Origin of the sequence: Rhodoferax sp. TH121 (assembly GCF_002251855.1) — a bacterium.
Lineage (GTDB): Bacteria > Pseudomonadota > Gammaproteobacteria > Burkholderiales > Burkholderiaceae_C > Allorhodoferax.
The window spans coordinates 181,616-205,164 of record NZ_NOXW01000018.1; the positions used below are offsets into that span (position 1 = coordinate 181,616).

At 63.8% G+C, this 23,549-nt stretch carries 24 protein-coding genes; 15 read left to right on the forward strand and 9 right to left on the reverse strand.

The genetic code is table 11. The annotated features are described in order from the left end of the window. Window positions 1–21: 21 nt before the first annotated feature. Window positions 22–813, reverse strand: coding sequence for an exodeoxyribonuclease III (locus CHU94_RS04020; RefSeq protein ID WP_094477099.1), 792 nt, complete (start codon window positions 811–813; stop codon window positions 22–24). On the opposite strand from CHU94_RS04020, the gene pyrE reads away from it, so the two are divergent. Beyond that, window positions 797–1,507 carry an orotate phosphoribosyltransferase gene (gene pyrE / locus CHU94_RS04025; RefSeq protein ID WP_094477097.1) on the forward strand — a complete coding sequence of 237 codons (711 nt, stop codon included), beginning with the start codon at window positions 797–799 and terminating at the stop codon, window positions 1,505–1,507. The two genes, CHU94_RS04020 and pyrE, sit on opposite strands and share 17 nt — an antisense overlap. Next, a complete protein-coding gene (locus tag CHU94_RS04030) occupies window positions 1,504–2,154 on the forward strand; it encodes a DUF4124 domain-containing protein (RefSeq protein WP_255033827.1) in 651 nt (216 codons plus the stop codon). The genes pyrE and CHU94_RS04030 overlap by 4 nt, the downstream gene beginning before the upstream one ends. A gap of 38 nt (window positions 2,155–2,192) precedes the next feature. On the opposite strand, the gene gatB is transcribed toward CHU94_RS04030, so the two are convergent. From gatB to gatC, 3 genes are read right to left on the reverse strand one after another with little or no spacing between them, the layout of a single operon-like run. Further along, a complete protein-coding gene (gene gatB, locus CHU94_RS04035; protein ID WP_094477008.1) occupies window positions 2,193–3,680 on the reverse strand; it encodes an Asp-tRNA(Asn)/Glu-tRNA(Gln) amidotransferase subunit GatB in 1,488 nt (495 codons plus the stop codon). A 2-nt stretch (window positions 3,681–3,682) separates the two neighbouring features. Next, entirely contained in the window at window positions 3,683–5,200 is a 1,518-nt protein-coding gene (gatA, locus tag CHU94_RS04040) for an Asp-tRNA(Asn)/Glu-tRNA(Gln) amidotransferase subunit GatA (protein WP_094477010.1), read from the reverse strand. Window positions 5,201–5,211: 11 nt separating this feature from the next. Continuing rightward, window positions 5,212–5,511, reverse strand: coding sequence for an Asp-tRNA(Asn)/Glu-tRNA(Gln) amidotransferase subunit GatC (gene gatC, locus CHU94_RS04045; protein ID WP_094477012.1), 300 nt, complete (start codon window positions 5,509–5,511; stop codon window positions 5,212–5,214). A 202-nt stretch (window positions 5,512–5,713) separates the two neighbouring features. Between gatC and CHU94_RS04050 the strand changes: the two genes are divergently transcribed. The 4 genes from CHU94_RS04050 (at window position 5,714) to mrdA (ending at window position 10,273) form a co-directional block, all read left to right on the forward strand. Then, window positions 5,714–6,757 carry a rod shape-determining protein gene (locus tag CHU94_RS04050; RefSeq protein WP_094477014.1) on the forward strand — a complete coding sequence of 348 codons (1,044 nt, stop codon included), beginning with the start codon at window positions 5,714–5,716 and terminating at the stop codon, window positions 6,755–6,757. Window positions 6,758–6,778: 21 nt separating this feature from the next. After that, entirely contained in the window at window positions 6,779–7,699 is a 921-nt protein-coding gene (mreC, locus tag CHU94_RS04055; protein ID WP_094477016.1) for a rod shape-determining protein MreC, read from the forward strand. Continuing rightward, window positions 7,696–8,226 (forward strand): rod shape-determining protein MreD, encoded by a 531-nt coding sequence (gene mreD, locus CHU94_RS04060; RefSeq protein ID WP_094477018.1) that lies wholly within the window; start codon window positions 7,696–7,698, stop codon window positions 8,224–8,226. The genes mreC and mreD overlap by 4 nt, the downstream gene beginning before the upstream one ends. Window positions 8,227–8,317: 91 nt before the next feature. Then, window positions 8,318–10,273, forward strand: a complete 1,956-nt coding sequence (gene mrdA / locus CHU94_RS04065; RefSeq protein ID WP_094477020.1) for a penicillin-binding protein 2 — start codon at window positions 8,318–8,320, stop codon at window positions 10,271–10,273. 10 nt (window positions 10,274–10,283) lie between these two features. Here the strand turns inward: mrdA and CHU94_RS04070 are convergent, their stop codons facing one another. Beyond that, window positions 10,284–11,048, reverse strand: a complete 765-nt coding sequence (locus CHU94_RS04070; protein WP_094477022.1) for a TSUP family transporter — start codon at window positions 11,046–11,048, stop codon at window positions 10,284–10,286. Window positions 11,049–11,338: 290 nt separating this feature from the next. After that, a complete protein-coding gene (locus CHU94_RS04075; RefSeq protein WP_094477024.1) occupies window positions 11,339–13,045 on the reverse strand; it encodes a GMC family oxidoreductase in 1,707 nt (568 codons plus the stop codon). A 176-nt stretch (window positions 13,046–13,221) separates the two neighbouring features. Here CHU94_RS04075 and CHU94_RS04080 point away from each other — a divergent pair, with 176 nt between their 5' ends. The 5 genes from CHU94_RS04080 to CHU94_RS04100 all read left to right on the forward strand — a co-directional run bounded on the left by CHU94_RS04080 (window position 13,222) and on the right by CHU94_RS04100 (window position 17,460). Further along, window positions 13,222–14,316, forward strand: a complete 1,095-nt coding sequence (locus tag CHU94_RS04080; RefSeq protein WP_094477026.1) for an ABC transporter permease — start codon at window positions 13,222–13,224, stop codon at window positions 14,314–14,316. Further along, window positions 14,313–15,104, forward strand: coding sequence for an ABC transporter ATP-binding protein (locus CHU94_RS04085; protein WP_094477028.1), 792 nt, complete (start codon window positions 14,313–14,315; stop codon window positions 15,102–15,104). Before CHU94_RS04080 ends, CHU94_RS04085 begins: the two co-directional genes overlap by 4 nt. A 12-nt stretch (window positions 15,105–15,116) precedes the next feature. Continuing rightward, entirely contained in the window at window positions 15,117–16,076 is a 960-nt protein-coding gene (locus CHU94_RS04090; RefSeq protein WP_094477030.1) for an MlaD family protein, read from the forward strand. Window positions 16,077–16,188: 112 nt separating this feature from the next. Further along, window positions 16,189–16,788: an ABC-type transport auxiliary lipoprotein family protein gene (locus tag CHU94_RS04095; RefSeq protein WP_255033828.1), complete on the forward strand. Its 600-nt coding sequence runs from the start codon at window positions 16,189–16,191 to the stop codon at window positions 16,786–16,788. Between the two features lie 15 nt (window positions 16,789–16,803). Beyond that, window positions 16,804–17,460 (forward strand): LON peptidase substrate-binding domain-containing protein, encoded by a 657-nt coding sequence (locus tag CHU94_RS04100; RefSeq protein WP_094477034.1) that lies wholly within the window; start codon window positions 16,804–16,806, stop codon window positions 17,458–17,460. Between the two features lie 7 nt (window positions 17,461–17,467). On the opposite strand, the gene CHU94_RS04105 is transcribed toward CHU94_RS04100, so the two are convergent. Further along, on the reverse strand, window positions 17,468–18,100 hold the full coding sequence (locus CHU94_RS04105) for a MarC family protein (RefSeq protein WP_094477036.1): 633 nt from the start codon (window positions 18,098–18,100) through the stop codon (window positions 17,468–17,470). 123 nt (window positions 18,101–18,223) lie between these two features. Between CHU94_RS04105 and CHU94_RS04110 the strand changes: the two genes are divergently transcribed. Beyond that, complete coding sequence (locus CHU94_RS04110) at window positions 18,224–19,138, forward strand: amidohydrolase family protein (RefSeq protein WP_176451919.1); 915 nt, start codon at window positions 18,224–18,226, stop codon at window positions 19,136–19,138. Window positions 19,139–19,151: 13 nt separating this feature from the next. Here the strand turns inward: CHU94_RS04110 and CHU94_RS04115 are convergent, their stop codons facing one another. After that, entirely contained in the window at window positions 19,152–19,898 is a 747-nt protein-coding gene (locus CHU94_RS04115; protein WP_094477040.1) for an SDR family oxidoreductase, read from the reverse strand. Between the two features lie 42 nt (window positions 19,899–19,940). On the opposite strand from CHU94_RS04115, the gene CHU94_RS04120 reads away from it, so the two are divergent. From CHU94_RS04120 to CHU94_RS04130, 3 genes are all read left to right on the forward strand, one after another. Next, window positions 19,941–20,687 (forward strand): MgtC/SapB family protein, encoded by a 747-nt coding sequence (locus CHU94_RS04120; RefSeq protein ID WP_094477042.1) that lies wholly within the window; start codon window positions 19,941–19,943, stop codon window positions 20,685–20,687. Between the two features lie 77 nt (window positions 20,688–20,764). Then, a complete protein-coding gene (locus CHU94_RS04125) occupies window positions 20,765–21,700 on the forward strand; it encodes a Bug family tripartite tricarboxylate transporter substrate binding protein (RefSeq protein WP_255033833.1) in 936 nt (311 codons plus the stop codon). Continuing rightward, window positions 21,697–22,386, forward strand: coding sequence for a dienelactone hydrolase family protein (locus CHU94_RS04130; protein WP_094477044.1), 690 nt, complete (start codon window positions 21,697–21,699; stop codon window positions 22,384–22,386). Before CHU94_RS04125 ends, CHU94_RS04130 begins: the two co-directional genes overlap by 4 nt. Before the next feature lie 15 nt (window positions 22,387–22,401). Here the strand turns inward: CHU94_RS04130 and CHU94_RS04135 are convergent, their stop codons facing one another. Then, a complete protein-coding gene (locus CHU94_RS04135) occupies window positions 22,402–23,523 on the reverse strand; it encodes a magnesium transporter CorA family protein (protein ID WP_094477046.1) in 1,122 nt (373 codons plus the stop codon). Between the last annotated feature and the right edge of the window lie 26 nt (window positions 23,524–23,549).

Genomic DNA, 23,549 nt, shown 5'->3' on the forward strand with positions numbered 1-23,549 from the left:
AGTCCGGCCTGTGCCGCCAGGCTAGAGCGTGAAGGCGTAGTCCAGCGTGATCGGCGCGTGGTCCGAAAACTTCTCGGTCTTGTAGATCTGGTGGCCGCGCGCCAGGCTTGCCAGTGCGGGAGTGGCCAGGTGGTAATCCAGCCGCCAGCCCACGTTCTTGGCATAGGCCTGGCCGCGGTTGCTCCACCAGGTGTAGCAATCGTCGGTGGCCGTGGGCTCCAGCTGGCGGTACACGTCCACCAGGCCGCCGTCCGTCAGCAAGGTACTCATCCAGGCACGTTCTTCGGGCAGGAAGCCGGAGTTCTTCTTGTTGCCTTTCCAGTTCTTCAGGTCGATTTCCTGGTGTGCAATGTTCACGTCGCCACAGAGGATGAATTCGCGCTCGGCGCGCAGGCGCTGCAGGTGCGGGTAGAACTCCGCCAGAAAGCGAAACTTCGCCTGCTGCCGGTCTTCGCCCGAAGATCCGCTGGGGAAGTAGGCGCTGATCAGCGAGAGCTTGCGCTGGGGCGTGTCAAAGCGCAGCTCGACATAGCGCCCTTCCGCATCAAACTCCGCCGATCCGTAGCCCACCCGCACATCGCTGGGCGTGTGGCGCGTGTAAATCGCCACACCCGAGTACCCTTTTTTCTCTGCAAAATGGAAATGGCCTTGGAGGCCACTGAGCTGCTCGAACTTGCCCGCCACATCAGCAGCCTGGGCCTTGACTTCTTGCACACAAATACAATCGGGCCGCGCTGTGGCAAGCCAAGCCTCCAGCCCTTTGCTGGTGGCGGAGCGAATGCCGTTGAGATTGAGACTGCTTAATTTGAACAAGGAAACCCCCATGTCGGACCGTGACCCATTGGCCCTGGAATTTGTGCAATTTGCCGTGGAATGCGGGGTGCTGCGTTTTGGCGAGTTCAAAACCAAAGCCGGGCGCATGAGCCCCTATTTTTTTAACGCGGGCCTGTTTGACGATGGAGCCAAACTGGGGCGTCTGGCGGAATTCTATGCCCAGCGTCTGCTTGCCAGCGGCATTGAATTCGACATGGTGTTTGGCCCCGCCTACAAGGGCATTCCCCTTGGGGCTGCAGTAGCCATCGAGCTGGCACGCCGGGGCCGCAATGTGCCCTTTGCCTACAACCGCAAAGAGGCCAAGGACCATGGCGAAGGTGGCACCTTGGTTGGTGCTCCACTCAAGGGCCGTGTGCTGGTCATCGACGATGTGATGTCTGCGGGCACCGCGGCACGCGAGTCGATTGCCATCATCCAAGCTGCAGGCGCCACGCCGCATGCGGTGTGCATCGCCCTGGATCGCCAAGAAAAAGCCACTGAAAATGGCCAGGATGTGCCCTACAGCGCCGTGCAGTATGTGCGCAAACAGCTAGGCTTGCAGGTGTGTGCAATTGCGAAACTGGGCGATTTGATGCAGTATCTGGCGGCGCGCAATGCCTCGGGTTCGGATGCAGACCACCAGCGTGTGCTGGCTTACCGTGAGCGTTACGGTGTTGATGAAGGAGATGCATGAGGATTTACCACTGTGTGACTGCAGGTGCCATCGTTGCTTGGATGGCATCGGCGGCCTGGGCCCAGCCCGCACCCCTGCCCGGCGGGGTCTATACCTGCGTCGATGCGAAGGGACGCAAACTCACGGCAGACCGCCCCATCGTGGACTGCATCGATCGTGAACAGAAAGTGCTAAACCCCAGCGGCACCGTGCGTGCCAAGGTGGGCCCCTCGTTGACGGCCCAGGAAAAGGCGGAGCAAGAGCAGAAAGAAAAGCGCGAGGCGGAAGAGCGTGGCCGTGTCGCAGAAGAAAAACGTCGCGATCGTGCACTCTTGACCCGCTACCCGAACAAGGGCGTGCACGACCAGGAGCGCGCAGAGGCGCTGGCCCAGATTGAGGCGGTTGCCAAAGCCGCCACCACGCGTTTGCAAGAACTCGCGCGCCAGCGGGTGGCGATTGACGAAGAAATGGAGTTTTACAAGAAGGACCCGAGCAAAGCGCCAGCCTACGTGCGCCGCCAGCAGGAAGAGAACACCCAAAGCCAAAATGTGCAGAAGCGCTTCATTGCCGATCAAGATGCGGAAGCGCGCCGCTTGAATGCGCGTTTTGACGATGAGTTGGTGCGTTTGCGCCAGTTGTGGGCGCAAATGGCGCCCGCCGGAAAATAAAAAAGGCCTCGCAAGAGGCCTTTTTTATTGGGGGTGGCTCACGCCAGCTTTTTGCGCAGCAGTTCGTTCACCTGCTGCGGGTTGGCCTTGCCTTGGCTGGCCTTCATGATTTGGCCGACCAGCGCGTTCAGCGCCTTGTCGTTGCCGGCCTTGAACTCGGCTACGTTCTTTTCGTTCTTGTCGATGACCTGCTGCACGATGGCTTCGAGCGCGCCGGTGTCGTTCATTTGTTTGAGGCCCTTGGACGCGATGATGGCATCAACATCCGTGTTACCTTCCCACAGCGCGTCAAACACCTGCTTGGCAGCGCTGTTGGAAATGGTGCTGTCGGCAATGCGCGTGACCAGTTGCCCCAGAGTTTGCGCAGACACGGGCGATTGCTCGATGCCCAGATCTTGGCCATTGAGGCGGCGTGCCAGTTCCCCGGTAATCCAGTTGCTGGCCAGCTTGGCCTGGCCGCTGGCCTTGGCTGCCGCTTCAAAGTAAGTCGCCAGTGCCAAGCTCTGGGTGAGCTGCGTGGCGTCGTATTCGCTGAGGCCATAACCGGACTGAAATCGGGTTGCCATGTTGCGAGGCAGTTCGGCCATTTGCGCCCGTACTTCCTGCACCCATTGATCCGAAATACATAGCGGAGGCAGATCTGGGTCGGGGAAGTAGCGGTAGTCCGCTGCGTCTTCCTTGGTACGCATGGCGCGTGTCTCGCCCGTGTCGGGGTTGAACAGCACGGTGGCTTGCTGGATTTCGTGGCCGTCTTCGATCTGCTCGATCTGCCAGCGCACTTCATAGTCGATGGCCTGCTGCATGAACTTGAAGCTATTCAGGTTCTTGATCTCTCGGCGCGTGCCCAAGGGCTGCCCCGGCTTGCGTACAGATACGTTGGCATCGCAGCGGAACGAGCCCTCCTGCATGTTGCCGTCGCAGATGCCGATCCAGGTCACGATTTTGTGCAGCTCCTTGGCATAGGCCACGGCCTCTGCGCTGGAGCGCATGTCGGGCTCGGTCACGATTTCCAGCAGTGGGGTGCCGGCGCGGTTCAGGTCAATGCCGGACTGGCCAATGAAGTCTTCGTGCAGGGACTTGCCCGCGTCTTCCTCCAGGTGGGCGCGCACCAGGCGCACCGCTTTCTTTTCGTCGCCGAGGAAGAACTCCACGGCGCCACCTTGTACCACCGGAATCTCGAACTGGCTGATCTGATAGCCCTTGGGCAGGTCGGGGTAGAAGTAGTTCTTGCGCGCAAAGATGCTGCGCGGCGCGATGTGCGCACCAATCGCCAAACCAAACTGGATGGCGCGCTCAACCGCGCCCTTGTTCATCACCGGCAGGGTGCCGGGCAGTGCCAGGTCCACGGCGCATGCTTGGGTGTTGGGCTCGGCACCAAAGGCGGTGCTGGCGCGACTGAAGATCTTGCTGTTGGTGGACAGCTGGGCGTGGGTCTCAAAGCCAATGATGACCTCGTACCCATGCACTAGCGGGCCGGTCGGGCGGCCCTGTTGTTGTGCTTCAAATGTGTTCACGGTCTCGCTCATGGTCAGAATCCTGCGGGCTTGGCCAGGTGGTAGTCGGTGGCTTGCTGGAAGCGGTGCGCGGCGTTGAGAATGCGCGCCTCTTGGCAGTAGTTGCCCAGCAGTTGCATGCCGATGGGCAAGCCCTTGTCGGCTTCTGCACTGGCAAAGCCCACGGGAATGCTCATGCCGGGCAGTCCGGCCAGCGAGCCGGACAGCGTGAAGATGTCGGCGAGGTAGTTGGCCACGGGGTCATCGGATTTTTCGCCAATCTTCCAGGCTACGGTGGGCGCCACCGGGCCGGCAATCACGTCGCATTCCTTGAACGCATTCTGGAAGTCGTCGGCAATCATGCGGCGGATTTTTTGCGCCTGCAGGTAGTAGGCGTCGTAGTAGCCATGGCTCAACACATAGGTGCCGATCATGATGCGGCGCTTCACCTCGTCGCCAAAGCCTTCGGCACGCGTTTTCTTGTACATGTCGGCCAGGTCGCCGTACTCTTTGGCGCGGTGGCCGAACTTCACGCCGTCAAAGCGGCTCAGGTTGCTCGACGCTTCGGCGGGCGCAATGATGTAGTACACCGGAATGGACAGCTCGGTGCGCGGCAAGGTGATGGGGACCAGCTTGGCGCCCAGTTGCTGGTACTGCTTGAGCGCAGTGTCCACAGTGGCGCGCACATCGGCACTCAGACCTTCGCCAAAGAACTCCTTTGGTACGCCAATCCGCAGGCCTTCAATGGAGTCGTTGAGTTTGCGCGCAAAATTCTCGGCCGGCACGTCCAGCGAAGTGGAGTCGCGGTCCGCGTCGGGGCCGCACATGGCGGAGAGCAGCAGGGCGCAATCTTCGGCGCTGCGGGCCATGGGGCCGGCTTGGTCCAAGCTCGATGCAAAGGCCACCATGCCGTAGCGGGATGCGCGGCCATAAGTGGGTTTGATGCCGGTGATGCCGCAGAAAGACGCGGGCTGGCGGATGGAGCCGCCGGTGTCCGTGCCCGTGACGGCGGGTGCCAGGCGTGCAGCCACAGCGGCTGCGCTGCCGCCGGACGAGCCGCCCGGAATGCGGTCGGTGTTCCAGGGGTTGCGCACGGGTACCACAGCCTCTCCACCCATGGCGGCGATGGCGGTGTTTTCGTTGCTGGAGCCCATGGCGAACTCGTCGCAGTTGAGTTTGCCCAAGGTCACGGCACCCGCTTGCGCCAGTTTGTCGACCACGGTGGCGTCAAACGGCGAGCGGTAGCCCTTGAGCATGCGCGAGCCTGCCGTGGTAGCGAAATCGCGGGTCACAAAGATGTCCTTGTGCGCCAGCGGCAGGCCTTCCAGTGCGCCCGCGGTGCCAGCGGCAATGCGTGCATCTGCGGCGCGTGCCTGGCGCAGCGTGGCGTCTTCGTTCACGTCAACGTAGGCGCCCAAGTTCGTGTGGGTGCGGCCACGTTGCAGGAAGTGCTGGGCGGCTTCGACGGCCGACACCTGCTTGGTCTGCAGTGCCTGGGTGAGTTCTTGCACCGAAAGGTCGTGCAAGGCAGTGTGGGAGAGGGGAGTCGTCATGGGGCTACGGATTACTCGATGACCTTGGGAACCAGAAATAGGCCGCGTTCGACCGCGGGAGCACTTTGCTGGTTGGCTTCGCGCTGGTTGGGCTCTCTGACCGCATCGTCGCGCAGGCGCAGGGCGATGTCCTGGATGGCTGCGACGGGGTGGGCCAGGGGTTCCACGCCGGTGGTGTCAACGGCCCGCATGGTTTCCACAATGCTGAAAAAATCATTCATTTGGGTTTGCAGGCGCGCGGTCTCGGCGGGCGCCAGCTCCAGGCGCGCCAAATTGGCGAGGCGGGCGATATCGGAAGATGTCAGGGACATGGGTGTAGAAGAGTTGAAACCAAGGGTAAATCGTGTCTGGACGCAGGCTTTTGCACGAGTTATTCACAGGCGATGGGGTATTATCCTGCCTTTGGTAAAAGTGCCGCGGCAACGCGGAATTTGACGCCAAACTGACAAACTGAACTGAAAAAACCATGGCGACGGACGGCCGAAGCGCCCTCCGTGCCCGAGAGGAACCGTAATGCTTGGAGCTTTCCGTCGGTACTTTTCTACCGACCTGGCGATTGACTTGGGTACTGCAAACACGCTGATTGTGGCGCGCGGCCAAGGCATCGTTCTCAATGAACCCTCGGTGGTGGCCATTCGCCACGAAGGCGGCCCCCAAGGCAAGAAGACCATCCAGGCTGTGGGTGGCGAGGCCAAGGCCATGTTGGGCAAGGTGCCTGGCAATATCGAGGCCATCCGCCCCATGAAAGACGGTGTGATCGCAGACTTCACCGTCACTGAGCAGATGCTCAAGCAGTTCATCAAAATGGTGCTGCCTCGTGGCGTGCTCAAGCCCAGCCCGCGCATCATCATTTGTGTGCCCTGCGGCTCCACCCAGGTGGAGCGTCGCGCGATCCGTGAATCGGCTCTGGGCGCTGGTGCCAGCGATGTGTACCTGATTGAAGAGCCCATGGCCGCTGCCATTGGTGCCGGCCTGCCGGTGTCGGAAGCCTCGGGCTCCATGGTGGTCGATATTGGTGGCGGCACCACGGAAGTGGGCGTGATCTCCCTGGGCGGCATGGTCTACAAGGGCTCCGTCCGCGTGGGCGGCGACAAGTTCGACGAAGCGATCATCAACTACATCCGTCGCAACTACGGCATGCTGATCGGTGAGCCCACCGCAGAAGCCATCAAGAAGCAAATCGGTTCCGCCTTCCCTGGCTCCGAAGTCAAGGAAATGGAAGTCCGTGGCCGCAACCTGTCTGAAGGTGTGCCGCGCAGCTTCACCATCTCCTCCAACGAAATTCTGGAAGCGCTGACGGATCCGCTGAACAACATCGTGTCGGCTGTGAAAAACGCGCTGGAACAAACGCCGCCCGAGTTGGGTGCCGACATTGCCGACCGCGGCATGATGCTCACCGGTGGTGGCGCCCTCCTGCGTGACCTGGATCGCCTGTTGGCCGAGGAAACCGGCCTGCCAGTGCTTGTGGCCGAAGACCCGCTGACCTGTGTGGTGCGCGGTTGCGGCATTGCCTTGGAACAGATGGAGCGTTTGGGTTCCATTTTCACCAGCGAATAAACCACACGACCGGACACAGCGATGCCACTCGGTACGCTGGACAGAGATCCTCCCCCCTTCTTCCGTCAGGGCCCTTCGGCCCTGTCCAAGTTGGCCGTCTGCAGCGCTCTGGCGCTGTTTCTCATGGTGGCAGATGCCCGCTTCAAGGTGATGCAACCCTTGCGCGTGGTCTTGGCCTCTGCGCTGTACCCGGTGCAGTGGTTGGCCCTGCAGCCAGTTGCCCTGGTGCAGGCGACTGCCACCTACTTCACGACCGTGGCGTCTGCCGAATCGGCGCAAGAAGAAGCACGCCGAAAACTCAGCCTGCAGTCCCTGCGTGCCAACCAGGTCGAACAACTGGAGCTGGAGAATTTGCGCTTGCGCAAGCTGCTCGATCTCTCGCCGCGGCTCACAGCACCCGCCAAAGCCGCTCAGGTCTTGTATGACGCTGCGGACCCCTTCACGCGCAAAGTGGTCATCAACAAGGGACTGATGCACCAGCTGACCTTGGGGTCGCCCGTTCTGGATGAAATGGGGGTCATCGGGCAGGTCACACGGGTGTACCCCGCCATGAGTGAAGTCACCCTGATCACGGACCGCGACCATGCAATTCCTGTGTTGAACGCGCGTACCGGGGCCCGCGGGGTCGCATTTGGCGATACATCCACCCACGCCGACGCCCTGGAGCTACGCTACATGGCCGCGAACGCGGACGTTGCTGTGGGTGACCTGCTGACCACCAGTGGGGTGGACGGTGTCTACCCACCGGGTCTGCCGGTGGCCCGTGTGGAGAAAGTCGAACGCCAGGTCGACGCTGTGTTTGCCCGCATTTACTGTGTGCCACTGGCCATGGTATCTGGCACCACCCATGTGCTGGTGCTGGACCCGCTGTCTGACCAGTTGCCTGCCCGGCCCAGTGCCGATGCTTTGGCGACATCTCCCAAAGGGGCGGGCTTGCGATGATCATGCGTCCTGGTCAGCAGCTCTTGCTGCCTGCCAACCCCCTATTCATTTGGGGAAGTTTGGTGGCGGCACTGCTCCTCAACATGGTCAACAACATGGGCCTGTGGGGTCGTGCAGCCTGGGCGCCGGATGTGCTGGCAGTCGTACTGGTATTCTGGACCGTGCACCAACCCCTGCGCGTCAGCATCGGTGCAGCCTTTGTCTTCGGACTGTTGATGGATGTGCACCAGGGTGGTTTGCTGGGTCAGCATGCGATGGCCTATACGGTGCTGAGTTTCCTCGCGATTACCGTGCACCGCCGATTGCTATGGTTTACCGTGCCGTCGCAAGCCGCCCAGGTGCTCCCCCTGTTTGTGGTGGCCCATGCCCTGGAGTTGTTGCTGCGCTTGCTGGGTGGTGGCACATTCCCGGGGTGGTGGGTGTTGTTGGCGCCAGTGTTGGAGGCCGCCCTGTGGCCGGTGGCCAGCATCGTGCTGTTGGCCCCGCAACGCCGCGCGCCCGACCCGGACGCCAACCGACCTCTGTAGAGATGGCCCCCGCGCTCTTCGCCTTGCGTAATTCGCTGCCCCCCAAGGGGGCGTGCACGCCTTGGGGCGGCCCGGCGGCGCGCCATTGCGCATGACGGAGCTGCGCAATGTCCAGGCCGACTTGGCCCGTTTTCGCACCCGTGTGTTCGTGGTCAGCGTGGTGGTGGTGTGCTGCTTTCTGCTGCTGGCCTTGCGTGTGGCGTATTTACAGGTGGTGCGCCATGATGACTTGCGTGCCCAGGCCGAGAGCAACCGCACCTCCATCGTGCCCATCGTGCCCAACCGCGGGCTAATCGAGGACCGCAACGGTGTGGTGCTGGCCACCAATTACTCGGCGTACACGTTGGAGGTCACGCCTTCCAAGACCGGTGGTGTTGAAAAAACCATCGACGAACTGGCCAGCGTGATTGACATCACCCCGCGTGACCGGCGCCGTTTCAAGAAGCTCATGGAGGAGTCCAAGAACTTCGAGTCCCTGCCCATCCGTACCCGCCTGACCGATGCCGAGGTCGCCCGTTTTGCGGCGCAGCGGTTCCGGTTTCCCGGCGTGGAGATCAAGGCGCGCCTGTTTCGCAGCTATCCGTATGGCGAACTGGCCAGTCACGTGATCGGCTACATCGGGCGCATCAACCAGTCCGAGAAAGAAAAGATCGAAGACAGCGAGGACCAGGCGAACTACCGGGGGACCGAGTACATCGGCAAGCTGGGCGTGGAGCAGAGCTTTGAGTCCACCCTGCATGGTGTGACTGGGGTGGAGCGTATTGAGACATCGGCCGGCGGGCGCGCGGTGCGCAAGCTCGCCAGCAATCCGTCCACGCCGGGCAATGTGGTGGTGCTGTCCATCGACATCAAGCTGCAGAAGCTGATCGAAGACATGTTTGGCAGTCGCCGCGGTGCCTTGGTGGCGCTGGACCCCAAAACGGGGGAGGTGCTGGCCTTTGTCAGCAAACCCACGTTTGACTCCAACCTGTTTGTCGAAGGCATAGACCAGGAAAACTGGCAAATGCTCAACGAGTCCATCGACAAGCCCTTGCTCAACCGCGCGCTGCGCGGCACCTATCCGCCAGGCTCCACTTACAAGCCTTTCATGGCGCTGGCTGCGCTGGAGACGGGTGCGCGCACGCCGCAGACCCTGATCAATGACCCCGGCTTTTACATGTTCGGCGGCAACCGGTTTGGCAGCCCAGAAAACGAAAAGGGCGGCATCATGGACATGCGCCGAGCCATCGTGGAGTCCAGCAACGTCTATTTCTACTCCCTGGCCAATGAGCTTGGGGTAGACACGATGCACGACTTCATGAAGCCCCTGGGCTTTGGCCAGCACACCGGCATCGACATCCACGGCGAAGTGCGCGGCGTGCTGCCCAGCCAGGAGTGGAAGCGCAAGTACTACAAGCGTCCCGAGCAGCAAAAGTGGTACGCCGGTGAAACGATCTCGCTGGGCATTGGCCAGGGCTACAACAGCTTCACCATGCTTCAGCTGGCACAGGCCGTGGCCACCGTGGCCAACAACGGGGTGAAACACAAGCCGCAACTGGTTATCGCCACCCAGGACGCAACCACCCGCATACGGACTCCGCTTCCCCCAGAGCCGCCGGTGGACCTGGGCTACAAGCCCGAGAACGTGGCGGTGATCCGTGACGCCATGGTTGGGGTCACGCAAGGCGGAACCGGCACCCGTGTGTTTGCAGGTGCGGGCTATGTGAGCGGTGGTAAAACCGGCACGGCGCAGGCCGTGAGTCTGGGCAAAAACCAGAAGTACAACGCATCGGCCATGGAGGAGCATCAGCGCGACCACTCGCTGTATGTGGCGTTTGCCCCGGCGGCAGACCCCAAGATTGCATTGGCGGTGATTGTGGAGAACGCCGGCTTTGGCTCCGCTTCGGCTGCACCGATTGCGCGCCGCGCCTTCGACTACTGGTTGATGGGCCAGTACCCTAGCGAGGAAGACCTGGCTGCCGTGAGCAAAGGCCAGGCCACAGCCCCCATCGGCAAGCCCCGCGTGGCGGCCGATCTGCCCTGGCCGCCGGTGGCCCCGGCGCGCTGAGCGCCGTGGCCTAAAGGCCGCGCAAGAATGCGTCGTAGCCGGTCTTGAGGATCAAAGCCGACACCACCACGATAAACATGGTGCGCACAAAGCCCGTACCGTGCTTGAGTGCCAAGTGGGTCCCGGCCAGGCTACCTACAACATTGGCCACCGCCATCACCACCACAAAGTGCCACCAAACATGGCCCTTAAGCGTGAACAGGATGAGCGCTGCGAAGTTGGAGGCGGTGTTGAGCAGCTTAGCGCTGGCCGAGGCATTGAGAAAATCGTAGCCCAGCACCCGCACCAGCAGGAAGACAAAAAAGCTGCCGGTACCCGGCCCAAAAAAGCCGTCGTAAAACCCGATGGTGGCACCAATCGCACAGGCCACCATTGTCTCGTGCTGTCCGGCAAAACGCGGGGTGTGGTGGCGACCCAGGTCTTTCTTGGCCAGGGTGTAGGCCAGCACCAACACCAGCACCACGGGCAGGGCCTTGCGCAGATGCTCTGGCGATACCACCGTGACCAGCCAGGCCCCGCCCAGCGAGGCCAGAAAACACACGGCGGCGGCAGGTGCAATAGCGTGCCACTGCATGTGCACACGGCGCTGGTACTGCACGGTGGCAAAGGCGGTGCCCCAGACCGAGGCGCCCTTGTTGGTGCCGAACAGGGTGGCGGGGTGCGCGTTGGGGAAGGTGGCGAACAGGGCGGGCGTCAGAATCAGGCCGCCGCCGCCCACAATCGCATCGACAAAACCGGCCAGCAGCGAGGCCAGCGTCACAACAATCATTTCCATGGGGCCATTGTCGCATCCGGCCTGGCGCTCAATTTGCTATGAATTTAGGAGCTGTTGGCGCAGATTTTATGAACCTTGGAGGCCCCAAAGGCAAAAAAAAGCACCGGCAACGCCGGTGCTTTTGTAAATCTGCATCGTGGTGTGCAGGGTTTGTTGTTGGTTTTAGCCGTCTCCTCGGCGTCGTTTCAAGCTTGGTCTTGCTAGACCTCGCAGTTGCTGTCAGGTCTGCGTTGCTATGCACTGTAGCCGTCCAGCGGAGCCTGCGGCATCGGGACAAACCCTCTAGCGCTTTAGGGGGCCGCATCCTCCGCAATCCATTGCGCTGCCTTCTCGGCAATCATCAGGGTGGGCGAGTTGGTGTTGCCGCTGGTGATGAGCGGCATCACACCGGCGTCCACCACGCGCAGGCCGGCCACGCCACGTACTTGCAGTCGGCTGTTGACCACCGCGCTGGCGTCATCGTCCCGGCCCATCTTGGTGGTGCCAACGGGGTGGAAGATGGTGGTGGCAATGTCTCCGGCCAGTTGGGCCAGCTCGGCATCGCTCTGGAACTGCGTGCCGGGTTTGTATTCCTCGGGTTGGTACTTGGCCAGCGCGGGCTGGGCCACGATGTTGCGTGTCACACGCAGCGAGTCGGCGGCAATCTTGCGGTCTGCGTCGGTGCTCAGGTAGTTGGGCGCAATCGCGGGGGCGTCTTTGAAGTCGTTGGTCTTGATCTGCACCGTGCCACGGCTGGTGGGGTTGAGGTTGCAGACGCTGGCGGTGAAGGCATTGAAGGTGTGCAGGGGCTGGCCAAACGCATCCAGGCTCAGCGGCTGCACGTGGTACTCCAGGTTGGGGTGGGGCTGGCTGGCGTCGCTGCGCGTGAAGGCGCCGAGCTGGCTGGGCGCCATGCTCATTGGGCCGCTGCGTTGGAGCGCGTACTCCAGACCGATCTTGGCCTTGCCCCAGAGGCTGTTGGCCTGGGTGTTGAGTGTGGGCGTATTCTTGACCTTGAAAACCGCACGGATCTGCAGGTGGTCCTGCAGGTTGGCGCCCACGCCAGGGGTGTCTTGGAGCACAGGCACGCCACGCGCCTGCAGCAGTGCTGCCGGGCCCAGGCCCGAGAGCTGCAGGATCTGTGGGCTGGCCACAGCGCCCGCGCACAGCAGCACCTCGGCGCGGGCCGTGGCCGTCACTAGCTCGCGGCCATCCCACACCTGCACGCCGGTGCAGCGCAGGCCTGCCCCCTCGGCTTGCGGCTCCACCACCAGTTTGGCCACCTGGGCGCTGGTCCACAGCTCAAAGTTGGGGCGGGCGTAACACATGGGGCGCAAAAAGGCCTTGGCCGTGTTCCAGCGCCAGCCGGCCTTCTGGTTCACCTCGAAGTAGCCCACGCCCTCGTTGTTGCCGCGGTTGAAATCGTCGGTGGCGGGGATGCCGGCTTGGGTCGCAGCCTGCGCAAACGCGTCCAGCACATCCCAGCGCAGGCGCTGCTTCTCAACGCGCCACTCGCCACCGGCCTGGTGGTGGCGCAGCACGCGGCGGTAGTCGGTGCCGCTGTCGTGCAGCAACGGAGACGGGGTGCCGCGAGCACCATGCATCGCGTCGGCGCCCTTGTAATGGTCTTCGTGCAGCTTGAAATAGGGCAGGCTGTTTTCCCAGGTCCAGTTGGCGTCGCCGGTTAGCTGGGCCCACTGGTCGTAGTCGCGTGCCTGGCCGCGCATATAGATCATGCCGTTGATACTGGAGCAGCCGCCCAGGGTCTTGCCGCGTGGGTAGCGCAAGCTGCGGCCGTTCAGGCCCGCCTCGGCTTCGGTGTTGAACAGCCAGTCGGTGCGCGGGTTGCCGATGCAATGCAGATACCCCACCGGGATATGGATCCAGTGGTAATCGTCCTTGCGGCCCGCCTCGATCAGCAGCACGCGTTTGGAGGCATTGGCACTCAGGCGGTTGGCCAGCAGACAGCCGGCCGTGCCAGCGCCAATGATGATGTAGTCGAAGGTGGTGTCGCTCATACCCCATGGTAATCACGGAATCCTCGCGCAAACTGACGGGGTTTCCCCGGTGGGTCTCTGTCTTGCAACGGCAGTCGGCCGCTGGCACCGATGGAAGGGGCATGTCTTGCGGGTACCATGCGCAACTTACCCACTTACTGATTTCCCCTGTGGAGGACACCACCCCCCGTCTTGACATGCGCACTGCGGCCACCCGGCCAGTGTTGCACGTGCTTGGGCGCTGGACAGCCGACCAACTGGCATTGCCCGCGGTGTGGCAGGGCTTGCCGCAGCAGCTGCAGCAGGCTGTGAAAGACGGATGCAGCTGGGACCTGTGTGGCCTGCAGCGCCTGGACCATACCGGCGCCCAACTACTGTGGAATGCCTGGGGCCACCAATGGCCTGCCGAATTGAATCTCATGCCCGATCAGCGCGCCATGCTGGCGCGGGTTGCGCAGTTCACGACACCCGCACCGGCGCCCCTGCCAACCACCTGGCACACCGCTTACCTAGCCCTGGGGCGGCGTGTCATGGGTGTGGCGCAGCACTTGGGTGGCGCCGTGCGTTTACTAGGGCAGCTGGTGCTGGACCTGTTGCGTCTGGCCCGCTACCCCTTGCAAGGACCATGGCGCGACATTTCGGGCCACCTCTACCGCATCGGCGCCACTGCCATGCCCATCACCGCGCTGGTGGGTTTTCTGATTGGCGTCGTGCTGGCTTACCTGATGTCGCAGCAGCTGCGCCAGTTCGGGGCCGACGCCTTCATCGTCAACATCCTGGGCCTGTCGCTGATCCGAGAGCTCGGGCCAGTGTTGGCGGCCATCCTGATCGCCGGGCGCTCGGGCTCAGCCATTACCGCGCAAATTGGCGTGATGCGCGTGACCGAAGAGCTGGACGCTATGCGGGTGCTGGGCATTGCCAAGGGCTTTCGGCTGGTGATGCCGCGCACCGTGGCGATGGCGCTGGCCATGCCGCTGCTCTCGGTCTGGACCACCTTGGCCGCGCTCTTGGGAGGCATGCTGGCCGCCGACCTGGCCATGGGTCTCACGCCCGCCTACTTCGTCACCGCGCTGCCCAAGACCGTGCAGATTGCCAACCTCTGGCTGGCCCTGGCCAAGAGCATGGTCTTTGGGGTCCTGATTGCGCTGGTCGCGTGCCACTATGGGTTGCGCGTCAAACCCAACACCCAGAGCCTGGGTGAGGGCACCACGGCCTCGGTGGTCACTTCGATTACCGTGGTGATACTGGTGGACGCCTTGTTTGCGGTGCTGTTCAAAGGAGTGGGGCTGTGAACGCGCCGCTGGTGGTGAAGATCCACAAGCTCTGGTCGGTGTTCCGCACCGACGGCGTACCCACGGTCATCCACCAAGACCTAGATTTGCAAATCGCGCAGGGAGAGTTGCTCTCTATTGTGGGGGGCTCGGGCAGCGGCAAGACCGTGCTGCTGCGCCAGATGCTGGGGCTGGAAACACCGGCGCGCGGCAACGTGACCGTGCTGGGCCACCCGGCCGCCGAGCTGGGCCGTGCCGGGGCGGCCAGCCGCGTGGGCATGCTGTTCCAGCACGGGGCACTGTTCTCGGCCTTCACGGTGCTGGAAAACATTGCCTTCCCGCTGCGCGAGCTGGGCACCTTGCCAGCGGACCTGGTGCGTGACGTGGCCATGGTCAAGCTGCAGATGGTGGGGCTGGATGCGCGCCACGCCCACAAGATGCCGGCCGACCTCTCGGGCGGCATGGTCAAACGGGTGGCGCTGGCGCGGGCCTTGGTGATGGACCCGCCGCTCCTGCTGCTGGACGAGCCCACCGCGGGGCTGGACCCGGACAGCGCCGATGGCTTTTGTACCCTGCTGCAAAGCCTGCACCGCGAACTGGGGCTTACCGTGGTGATGGTCACGCACGACCTGGACACCATCTTCGAGCTCAGCACCCGCGTGGCTGTGGTGGCCGACAAGCATGTGGTGGTCGATGCGCCGCCGCGGGAGGTGGTGGGCTTTGCACACCCCTTTGTGAATGACTTTTTCCGTGGTGGGCGCGGGCACCGGGCGCAGGCCCTGTTGCACCCCACCCCGGATGGCGTGTAGAAAGACAGACTTATGGAAAACAAATCCCATGCCTTTGCTGCCGGCGCCTTTGTGCTGGTGGTGGCGGCCCTGCTTGCAGCGCTGGCCGCTTGGCTCACGCGCGATACCGCCGAGCAGCGGGTGTTCGAGATCTCCAGTCCCGAGGGCGTGACCGGCCTGCAGCCGCAGGCCGGGGTGCGATTCAAGGGCGTGCTGGTGGGCCGCGTCACCGACATTGCGCTGGACACCGTGCAGCGCGGCAATGTGTTGCTGCGCATTGCGGTCAACGAGCAGGCCCCCATCACCCAGTCCACCTTTGCCACGCTGGGGTTCCAGGGCGTCACCGGCCTGGCCTTTGTGCAGCTCGATGACAAGGGCGAGCAGCCCGCCGCGCTGGTGGCCTCCGGCAGCACGCCGCCTCGCATTCCCATGCGCCCCAGCATGGTGTCTCGCTTCACCGAGCAAGGGGGCAATCTGCTCACGCAAATGGAGCAGGCTAGCGGCCGGGTCAACACCCTGTTGGATGCGGAGAACCAGAAGGCCTTGATGGGCGCGATCCAGCAGATGGGCCAGGCCGCTGCCAACGTCAGTACCCTGGCCCGACGGGCCGACCAGGTGCTGGGCGTGCAAGCGGATGCTACGCTCAAAAGCATGCAAGCCACTTCCGAGCGGCTGGGCGCCAGCGCAGATTCGGTGCGCACCTCGGCCGCCGAATTCCAGCGCATGTCGCGCCGCATGAACGAGCCTGGCGGCACCTTGGACAAGATCGCCCAAAGCACCGATGCGCTGGCGCACACCAGCCGCCAGGTCAACGCCCAGCTGCTGCCCCGCCTGAACCGCGCCACCGATGACACGGCCCGCACCCTGCGCCAGGTTGGCCGCGCGGCCGATGCTATGGGCGACAGCCCGCAGTCCCTGCTGTGGGGCAAGGGCCAGGCCACGCCGGGCCCGGGCGAGCGCGGCTTTGTGGCCCCGGCGACGGCGGCCCCCTGAGTTTTGGATAAGTTTATTTGCTATGAAATTAGTAGTTGCTTGCGCATATTCCACGGGGTCTAGGGCCCTATTTGGCTTGATTTTGACGGCCGCACTTGCCGGTTGCGGGGTTGTGCCTACGGCCGCTCCGCTGGCTGCTGTGTATGACTTGGGCCCTGGTACGGTGCAAGCGCTGCCCAGCAACCGGATGGCCCCGCTGCCCACCCTGGCGCTGGGGGAGGTGCTGGCGCCCAGCGCGCTGGACACCCTGCCCATCATCTACCGCCTGGGCTATAGCGATGCCCAGCAGCTGCGCCCCTACGCCCAGGCGCGCTGGAGCATGCCCCCGGCCCAGTTGCTGCGCCAGCGCGTGCGCGAGACCCTGGGCCAGCGCCGCGCGGTGCTCAACCTCGCCGATGGCGTGCTGGCTCCGCCCGGCACGCTCACGTTGCGCCTGGAGCTCGAAGAATTCAGCCAGTTGTTTGATGCCCCGGCCAGCAGCACCGGTGTGCTGCGCCTGCGCGCCACGCTGACCCACCCCGCCCATGGCGGCGATGCCCTGCTGGCCCAGCGCAGTTTTGTGCTGCGCGAACCCGCGGCCAGCGCGGACGCAGCCGGGGGCGTGCGCGCCCTGACGGCGGCGGTGGACAGCGCCGTGCAGCAGCTCGACCAGTGGGTGCAGCAAACCCAGGCCGCCCTGCCGCCCCCACCACCGCATCTGTCGCCCCGTTAAGCCCGGCTCACCCCTGTGCCAGACCTGCTCGCACTCACGCAGCTGCCGCTGTTCCCGCTGAACACGGTGCTCTACCCCGGCGGCAGCCTGCAGCTGCAGATTTTTGAGGTGCGCTACTTGGACCTCATGGGCAAGTGCCACAAAACCGGCGCGCCTTTTGGCGTGGTGTCGCTCACGCAAGGGTCGGAGGTGCGCCGAGCCGACCCAGAGGCACCCAGTGGCGACGGTTTTGCACACGAGGCCTTTGTCGACATCGGCACACTGGCCACCATCACCGAGTTTTCCAGCCCGCAGCCCGGGTTGATGGTGCTGCGCTGCACCGCCGGGGAGCGGTTTCGCATCACCCAGCGCAGCCGCATGAAGCACGGGCTGTGGGTGGCCGATGTGCAGACTCTGCCTGCCGATGTGCCTAGCCCCGTGCCGCCCGATTTGCAGCTGGTGTCGCAGGCCCTGCAGAACGTGATTGCGCAGCTGCAGGCCCGGGGCAGCACGTTGCCCGCAGCGTTGCAGCCTCCCCACCGGTTGGACGATTCTGGCTGGGTGGCCAACCGTTGGTGCGAGCTGCTGCAGCTGCCACCCGAACTTAAGCAAAGCCTGATGCAGCTGGACAACCCGCTGCTGCGGCTGGAGCTGGTGGGCGACTTCCTGGGCCGCGCCGGTATCAGCGCCTAAGGCGGCTTTAGCCGGCCAGCGCCGGGAACAGCTTTGTCAGCCCGTCGGTCATCACCTCCACCGCCAGCGCGGCGAGGATCAGACCCATGAGCCGGGTCATCACATTGATGCCGGTTTTGCCCAGAAAACGGGCAATCGGTTCGGCCAGCGAGAAGCACAAGGCTGTGGCCAGCGCCACCACCACACCGTAGCCCACCAGGGTGCTGAGGGCCCAGAAGGTTTTGGCCTTGTCGGCGTAAATCACCACGGTGGACATGGTGGCCGGGCCGGTGAGCAAGGGGATGGTCAGCGGCACCACGGCAATGCTTGCGCCCATGGCGGCCTTCTCCGCGCCGTCCTCCAGTTCGTGCGTGTTGGTTTTGGCCTCGGCGGGTTGTGCGTTGAGCATATTGAGTGCGCTGGTCAGCAGCAGCATGCCGCCACCGACCTGGAAGCTGGCGAGCGAGATACCAAAAAATTCCAGGATGTGCAGGCCTGCCACGGCACTGATGGCGATCACCACAAAGGCACTGAACGACGACACCCACACGGTGTGGCGCCGCTGGGCCATATCGAAGCCCTGGGTGTAATGGATGAAGAAGGGCACGATGGCCAGCGGGTTCACGATGGCCAGCAAGGTCACCAGCGGTTTGAGGTCCATACGGCGTGTCCTGGGGAAGCAAGGGTGGCGGCATGGTACTGCACCTGTGTGCTGCAAGGAATGGGAAAACACGCTACAAACCCGCTGCGTACCGATGAACATCCCTTTTGGCCGGAGACCCCCATGCAGACACCCCCGCGTACTTTCTGGCGCGCACGCCTCGTCGTCGTGTGCCTGCTGGCCGGCCTCTGTGAACAGGCCCAGGCGGCTGACTACACAGGTCCGCTGTTCGACGCCCATATGCACTACAACGTGGAGGCACAACAGCCGCACCCAATTCCTGACGTGCTGGGTCGCATGCAGCGCAGCGGGGTGCGCGCCGTGCTGGCCAACTCCCGGCCCAACGACGGCACACGTGCGCTCACTGAAGCCGCTGCGCAGACCCAGGCCGCTGGTGTGGTCGTGGTGCCGCTGGTACGTCTGTACCGCAACCGCGACGACTATGGCAGCTGGTTCCAGGATCCCACGATCTATGACATGGTGCAGGCCGAACTGGCGCGTGGCACGGCGGCAGGCCCCTACCGTGGCATTGGCGAGTTCCACCTCTACGACAGCGCCAACGCGCGTGGCAAAGTCGCACAGCAACTCATGGCGCTGGCCGACCAGCGTGGCCTGGTGGTGCTGGCCCATGTGGACGACGCGGCCATTGATTTGCTGATGGCGGCCACGCCCTCCGCAGGTAAAACCACGCGCCTGATCTGGGCGCACACCGGCATCGGCGGTGCATCGGTCGAGCGTGTGCGAGGCTTGCTGGCCCGCTATCCGGCGCTGATGGGGGAGCTGTCCTACCGCCCGGGCCTTACCTGTGGCGGTGCGCAGGGTGCCACGGTGTTGTGCCCGGAATGGCGCGCGCTGGTGCTGGAATATCCCGACCGGTTTTTGCTGGGCTCGGACACCTGGATCAACCCGCGCTGGCAGTACTACGAAGCCCAGATGCAGGAGTACCGCAGCTGGCTGGGTGACTTGCCACCGGTGGCGGCCCGCAAGGTGGCGTGGGAGAACGGCGCACGCATGTTCGGCCTGCCTGTGCAGCCCTGAGCTGCATCACGGCTTAGCGCCCTCCGCCCACGTCCAGAATGGCGCCCGTGGTGTAGCTGGCCGCATCGCTCAGCAGCCAGACGATGGCATTGGCAATCTCTTGCGCGGTGCCGGGCCGTTGCATCGGCACCTGTGGGGCCAGGCGTTGTGCGCGGTCGGGCTGGCCGCCACTGGCGTGGATCTCGGTGGCAATGATGCCCGGGCGCACGGCGTTGACGCGAATGCCCTCATCCGCCACCTCGCGCGCCAGGCCCACGGTGAAGCTGTCGATGGCGCCTTTGCTGGCGGCGTAGTCCACATACTGGCCCGGTGAGCCCAGCGTGGCTGCCACGCTGGAGACATTGACAATGGCACCGCCGCTGCCGCCATGGTGCGTGCTCATGCGCCGCACCGCTTCGCGCGCGCAGACCATGCTGCCCAGCACGTTGGTGTTGAGCATGCGTTGCATGCGCGCCACCGACATGGCCTCCACCTTGCTGGCCACATCCACCACACCGGCGTTATTCACCAGTGCCGTGAGGGGCCCCAACTTGGCGTCCACCTTGGCAAACATGGCCAGCACCTCGGCTTCCACGGCCACGTCCGCTTTCACCGCGATGGCGTTGCCACCTTGGGCCCGGATCTGGCGCACCACCTCGTCAGCGGCCAGAGAGTTGTCGCGGTAGTTCACGGCCACGGCATAGCCGGCCTGCGCCAACGAGAGGGAAGTGGCTGCGCCAATGCCACGGGATGCGCCGGTCACGAGTGCGATAGCTTGCATGGCAGCATGGTAGCGCGCCGGGTTTTGCGGTATGTTCTTGCCATGCTGAACAACCAGACCCTTGCCGCGTATTGGTCAGCCCCCGTGGTGGAGGCCAATGTGTTTGTGCTCTTGCACCTGCTGGGGGCGCTGGTTCTGGGACTCATGGTGGGTTACGAGCGGTCGTACCACGGGCGTGCGGCGGGCATGCGTACGTATGGGCTGGTGTGTATGGCGTCAGCGGCGCTCGCCGTCATGGGTGGTTACTCCCACTTCTGGTACGGTGGCATGAGCACCACGCTCTTCAGCAATGGTGATTTGTCGCGGGTGATGCAGGGCATCCTGACCGGCATCGGCTTTCTGTGTGCCGGTGTCATCATGAAAGAAGGTTTCAACATCAGCGGCCTGACCACGGCGGCCTCGCTTTGGGCCTCGTCGGTGATTGGCATTTTGGTCGGCGTGGGTCTGTATGCGGCGGCCATGTCGCTGGCTTTGCTCAGTGCGTTTTGCATGGTCTGGGTGTCCAAGCTGGAGAGTTGGCTGCCGTCGCGGCAGGCGGTCGCCATCCGCCTCACGTTTGACCCCGGCTACCGGCCGGTGGAAGCCGCCCTGCGCGCCATGGCGCATGAGCGGGGCTACGACATCGCCGGTGGCACCATCGTGATCTCGATGGACGAGGGGGCCTTCACCTGGAATTTTGTGGCCGTGGCGCGCAGCCGCAAAAAAATGGCTCCCATTTCCGACTTGGCGTCGGAAATGGGCCAGTTCCCCGGGGTGCAGCGCTTCCATGTGGCGTACGCGCGCAACTGATTTTTAGGTGTTACTTTTTAGGAGTATGTATGGAGATGTCGATGGGTAGCTGGGCGCGTTCGCTGCGCCGTGTGGGGATGCTGGCGGCCATGCTGGCGGCGGGTGTGGTGCAGGCCCAAAGTGGCCCGGTGCGGTTGATGGTGGGGTTTCCGCCTGGCGGCGGCACCGACGCGATTGCCCGCACGCTGGCTGACAAGCTCAAGGACCAACTGGGCATGCCGGTGGTGGTGGACAACAAGGCAGGCGCCGGTGGTCAGCTGGCGGCACAGGCGCTGAAGGCCGCGGCACCGGATGGACTGACATTGTTTCTCTCGCACGACCACACCATCTCCATCCTGCCCCAGGTGGTGAAAACCCCGGGGTATGACCCGATCAAGGATTTTGTGCCGGTAGCCGGGTTTGCCACCTTTGTGAACGCATTGGCCGTGTCGGGCGGTACACCAGCCAAGTCGGTCAACGAGTACGTGGCTTGGGTCAAGGCGCAAGGCGCGGGCAAAGGTACGGTGGGGGTGCCGGCTCCGGCCTCTACGCCAGAGTTTCTGGTCAAGGTGATTGGCCAAAAGTATGGGCTGGATCTGCAGTCCGCGCCCTACCGCGGCAGCGCGCCCATGATGGCCGACATGTTGGGCAACCAGATCGCCGCTGGCACGGGTTCGGTGCCCGACTTCATTGAAAACCACAAGGCCGGCAAGATCCGTGTGGTGGCGGTACTGGGCGGCGCGCGCCAGGCCATCCTGCCCGATGTGCCCACCTTTGCCGAGCTGGGGCTGGCCGGGTTTGAAGACCTGCCGTACTACGGCATCTTTGCCCCCGCCGGCACGCCCAAGGCGAGCATCGACAAGTTCTCTGACGCCTTGGCCAAGGTATTGGCTCAGCCTGATGTGAAGGAGCGCCTGACCGCCATGGGCCTGACGGTGGGCTTCATGGACCAGGCCACGCTGGCAAAGCGCGAGCAGGCTTATACCAGGGTGTGGGCCAAGCTGATCAAGGACAGCGGGTTTGTGGCGCAATGACGGGAGCTAGCGTGAACCTGACGGCGGCCGATGGCTTTGTCTTTCCCGCCTATGTCGTCCGCCCTGATGGTTCGCCGCGCGGGGGCATCGTGGTGTTGCAGGAGATCTTTGGCGTCAACGCCCACATCCGCGCCGTGGCCGATGGTTATGCGGCGCAAGGCTACCTGGCCATTGCGCCCTCCACCTTCTCCCGGGTGCAGCCCGGCGTGGAGCTGGGCTATACGCCCGAAGACGTGGCCGCCGGGGTCCGGCTCAAGGCGGCGGTCGAGGGTTTGCCCGCGCCCGGTGTGTTGCAGGACGTGCAGGCTGCCGTGAACATGGCGGCCGAGGCGGGGCCTGTGGGCGTGGTGGGCTACTGCTGGGGTGGCTTGTTGACTTGGCGTGTCGCCGGCCTGCTGGCGGGCATCCACGCAGCGGTGCCCTACTACGGTGGGGGCATGACCACACCGACCGAAATCGCTCGCCAGCCGCGCTGCCCGGTGCTGGCCCATTTTGGCGACCAGGACCACGCGATTCCGTTGGAAGGTGTGCAGGCCTTTCGGGCCGCGCATGCCGGGGTGCAGGTGGAAATTTATAACGCCCAGCATGGATTTAACTGCGACCACCGCGCGGCCTTTAACGCGGACGCTGCCGCGCTGGCACGCGAACGCAGCTTGGCATTCTTCGCGCAGCATCTGCAGCGCTGAAGGAGGGCTTGGTGGTCAGCGTACGGAGCGCGCCAGGTAACGTTTGCGCCAAAAAAAGACCGCGAGCAGCACCGCTGTGAATGCCATGCTGCCGATGGCCCACCAAAAGCCGCTTTGCTGGTGCAGCAGGGGGATGAAGTCGAAGTTCATCCCGAAAATACCCGCGATCAGGTTCAAGGGCAAGAAGATGGCAGTCAGTACAGTGAGCGTGCGCATGATGTCGTTGGTGCGGCTGCCTTGCACGCTAAAGTGCATCTGCACCGCAGTTTCTACGCTCTGTTCCAGTCGGCGCACATGGTGCACTACGCGTTCAATGTGTTCCAGCACGTCGCGGCTGCGCACCTGCAGCAGTTCACGCTCGCGCACCTCGGCCGGGCTGTCTGGCTCGGGCCAGGTTTTGATCGCCTCAATCCAGTCCTGAACGCTGGAGCGCTGCTCCTCGCAGACGTCGTCCAATTGGTGCAGCGCCATGCGCGCGTCCAGCAGCGAGCCCCAGTTGCTAAAGCGGGTGCGTGGGCTCAACAGCTCGGTTTGCCAGTGGTCCAGCTGCTGGGTCAGCTCTTTGCGCAGGGCCAGGTAGCCGTCCACCATGTGGTTGACGATGCGCAGCATCAGGTCTGCCGGGCTGGTGGGTAGCCGGGCACCCGCTGCGCGTGATTCGCTGCTGGCGGCTTGCAGCAGCTTGGCGGCGTAGGCATCGCGCACCGCGCAGTCCGTCGGGTGCACGGTGAGCAGCACGCGGTCGAACACCGCGAATCCGACTGGGCTGGTGTCGATGCGCCGCAGGATGGGCGGGCCGCCGCGTTTGGGCGCCACATTCAGGGGCTGGCCGGGCTGTTCCAGGTCGGTGGGGCGGTTGCCCGCGGCCAGGCGGCGGAACACCAGCAGGTCGTACTGCGAGGTGTAGTCGTAGTGCGAGGGCAGCTGGTTGTTGATCAGGTCGGAGATGTGCAGGTCCACCAGTTGCACGCCGCACAGGGCTTGCAGCGTCGTTTGCACCTCAGCCTGCGCCACCTCGAACTCGCGCCGTGCGCACGCTATCCACACGTAACTTTCGGGTGGAATGCCTTGGGCCGCGAGCTCGGCCAGGCTTTGGCCCTCGGTCACGCCATGGGCTTGGATGTGAAAGATGCGCATGGATGTCCAGAATATGGATAAAAGTG

Excerpts from the sequence above, each read along its gene's own strand:
- gatA (WP_094477010.1), bottom strand. The coding sequence starts at position 5,200 with ATGACGACTCCCCTCTCCCACACTGCCTTGCACGACCTTTCGGTGCAA.
- gatC (WP_094477012.1), bottom strand. The coding sequence starts at position 5,511 with ATGTCCCTGACATCTTCCGATATCGCCCGCCTCGCCAATTTGGCGCGC.
- CHU94_RS04115 (WP_094477040.1), bottom strand. The coding sequence starts at position 19,898 with ATGCAAGCTATCGCACTCGTGACCGGCGCATCCCGTGGCATTGGCGCA.
- CHU94_RS04110 (WP_176451919.1), top strand. The coding sequence starts at position 18,224 with ATGCAGACACCCCCGCGTACTTTCTGGCGCGCACGCCTCGTCGTCGTG.
- gatB (WP_094477008.1), bottom strand. The coding sequence starts at position 3,680 with ATGAGCGAGACCGTGAACACATTTGAAGCACAACAACAGGGCCGCCCG.
- CHU94_RS04080 (WP_094477026.1), top strand. The coding sequence starts at position 13,222 with ATGCGCACTGCGGCCACCCGGCCAGTGTTGCACGTGCTTGGGCGCTGG.
- CHU94_RS04050 (WP_094477014.1), top strand. The coding sequence starts at position 5,714 with ATGCTTGGAGCTTTCCGTCGGTACTTTTCTACCGACCTGGCGATTGAC.
- CHU94_RS04135 (WP_094477046.1), bottom strand. The coding sequence starts at position 23,523 with ATGCGCATCTTTCACATCCAAGCCCATGGCGTGACCGAGGGCCAAAGC.
- CHU94_RS04120 (WP_094477042.1), top strand. The coding sequence starts at position 19,941 with ATGCTGAACAACCAGACCCTTGCCGCGTATTGGTCAGCCCCCGTGGTG.
- CHU94_RS04070 (WP_094477022.1), bottom strand. The coding sequence starts at position 11,048 with ATGGAAATGATTGTTGTGACGCTGGCCTCGCTGCTGGCCGGTTTTGTC.
- CHU94_RS04090 (WP_094477030.1), top strand. The coding sequence starts at position 15,117 with ATGGAAAACAAATCCCATGCCTTTGCTGCCGGCGCCTTTGTGCTGGTG.
- CHU94_RS04125 (WP_255033833.1), top strand. The coding sequence starts at position 20,765 with ATGCTGGCGGCCATGCTGGCGGCGGGTGTGGTGCAGGCCCAAAGTGGC.
- CHU94_RS04075 (WP_094477024.1), bottom strand. The coding sequence starts at position 13,045 with ATGAGCGACACCACCTTCGACTACATCATCATTGGCGCTGGCACGGCC.
- mreC (WP_094477016.1), top strand. The coding sequence starts at position 6,779 with ATGCCACTCGGTACGCTGGACAGAGATCCTCCCCCCTTCTTCCGTCAG.
- mrdA (WP_094477020.1), top strand. The coding sequence starts at position 8,318 with ATGACGGAGCTGCGCAATGTCCAGGCCGACTTGGCCCGTTTTCGCACC.
- CHU94_RS04030 (WP_255033827.1), top strand. The coding sequence starts at position 1,504 with ATGAGGATTTACCACTGTGTGACTGCAGGTGCCATCGTTGCTTGGATG.
- mreD (WP_094477018.1), top strand. The coding sequence starts at position 7,696 with ATGATCATGCGTCCTGGTCAGCAGCTCTTGCTGCCTGCCAACCCCCTA.
- CHU94_RS04105 (WP_094477036.1), bottom strand. The coding sequence starts at position 18,100 with ATGGACCTCAAACCGCTGGTGACCTTGCTGGCCATCGTGAACCCGCTG.
- CHU94_RS04130 (WP_094477044.1), top strand. The coding sequence starts at position 21,697 with ATGACGGGAGCTAGCGTGAACCTGACGGCGGCCGATGGCTTTGTCTTT.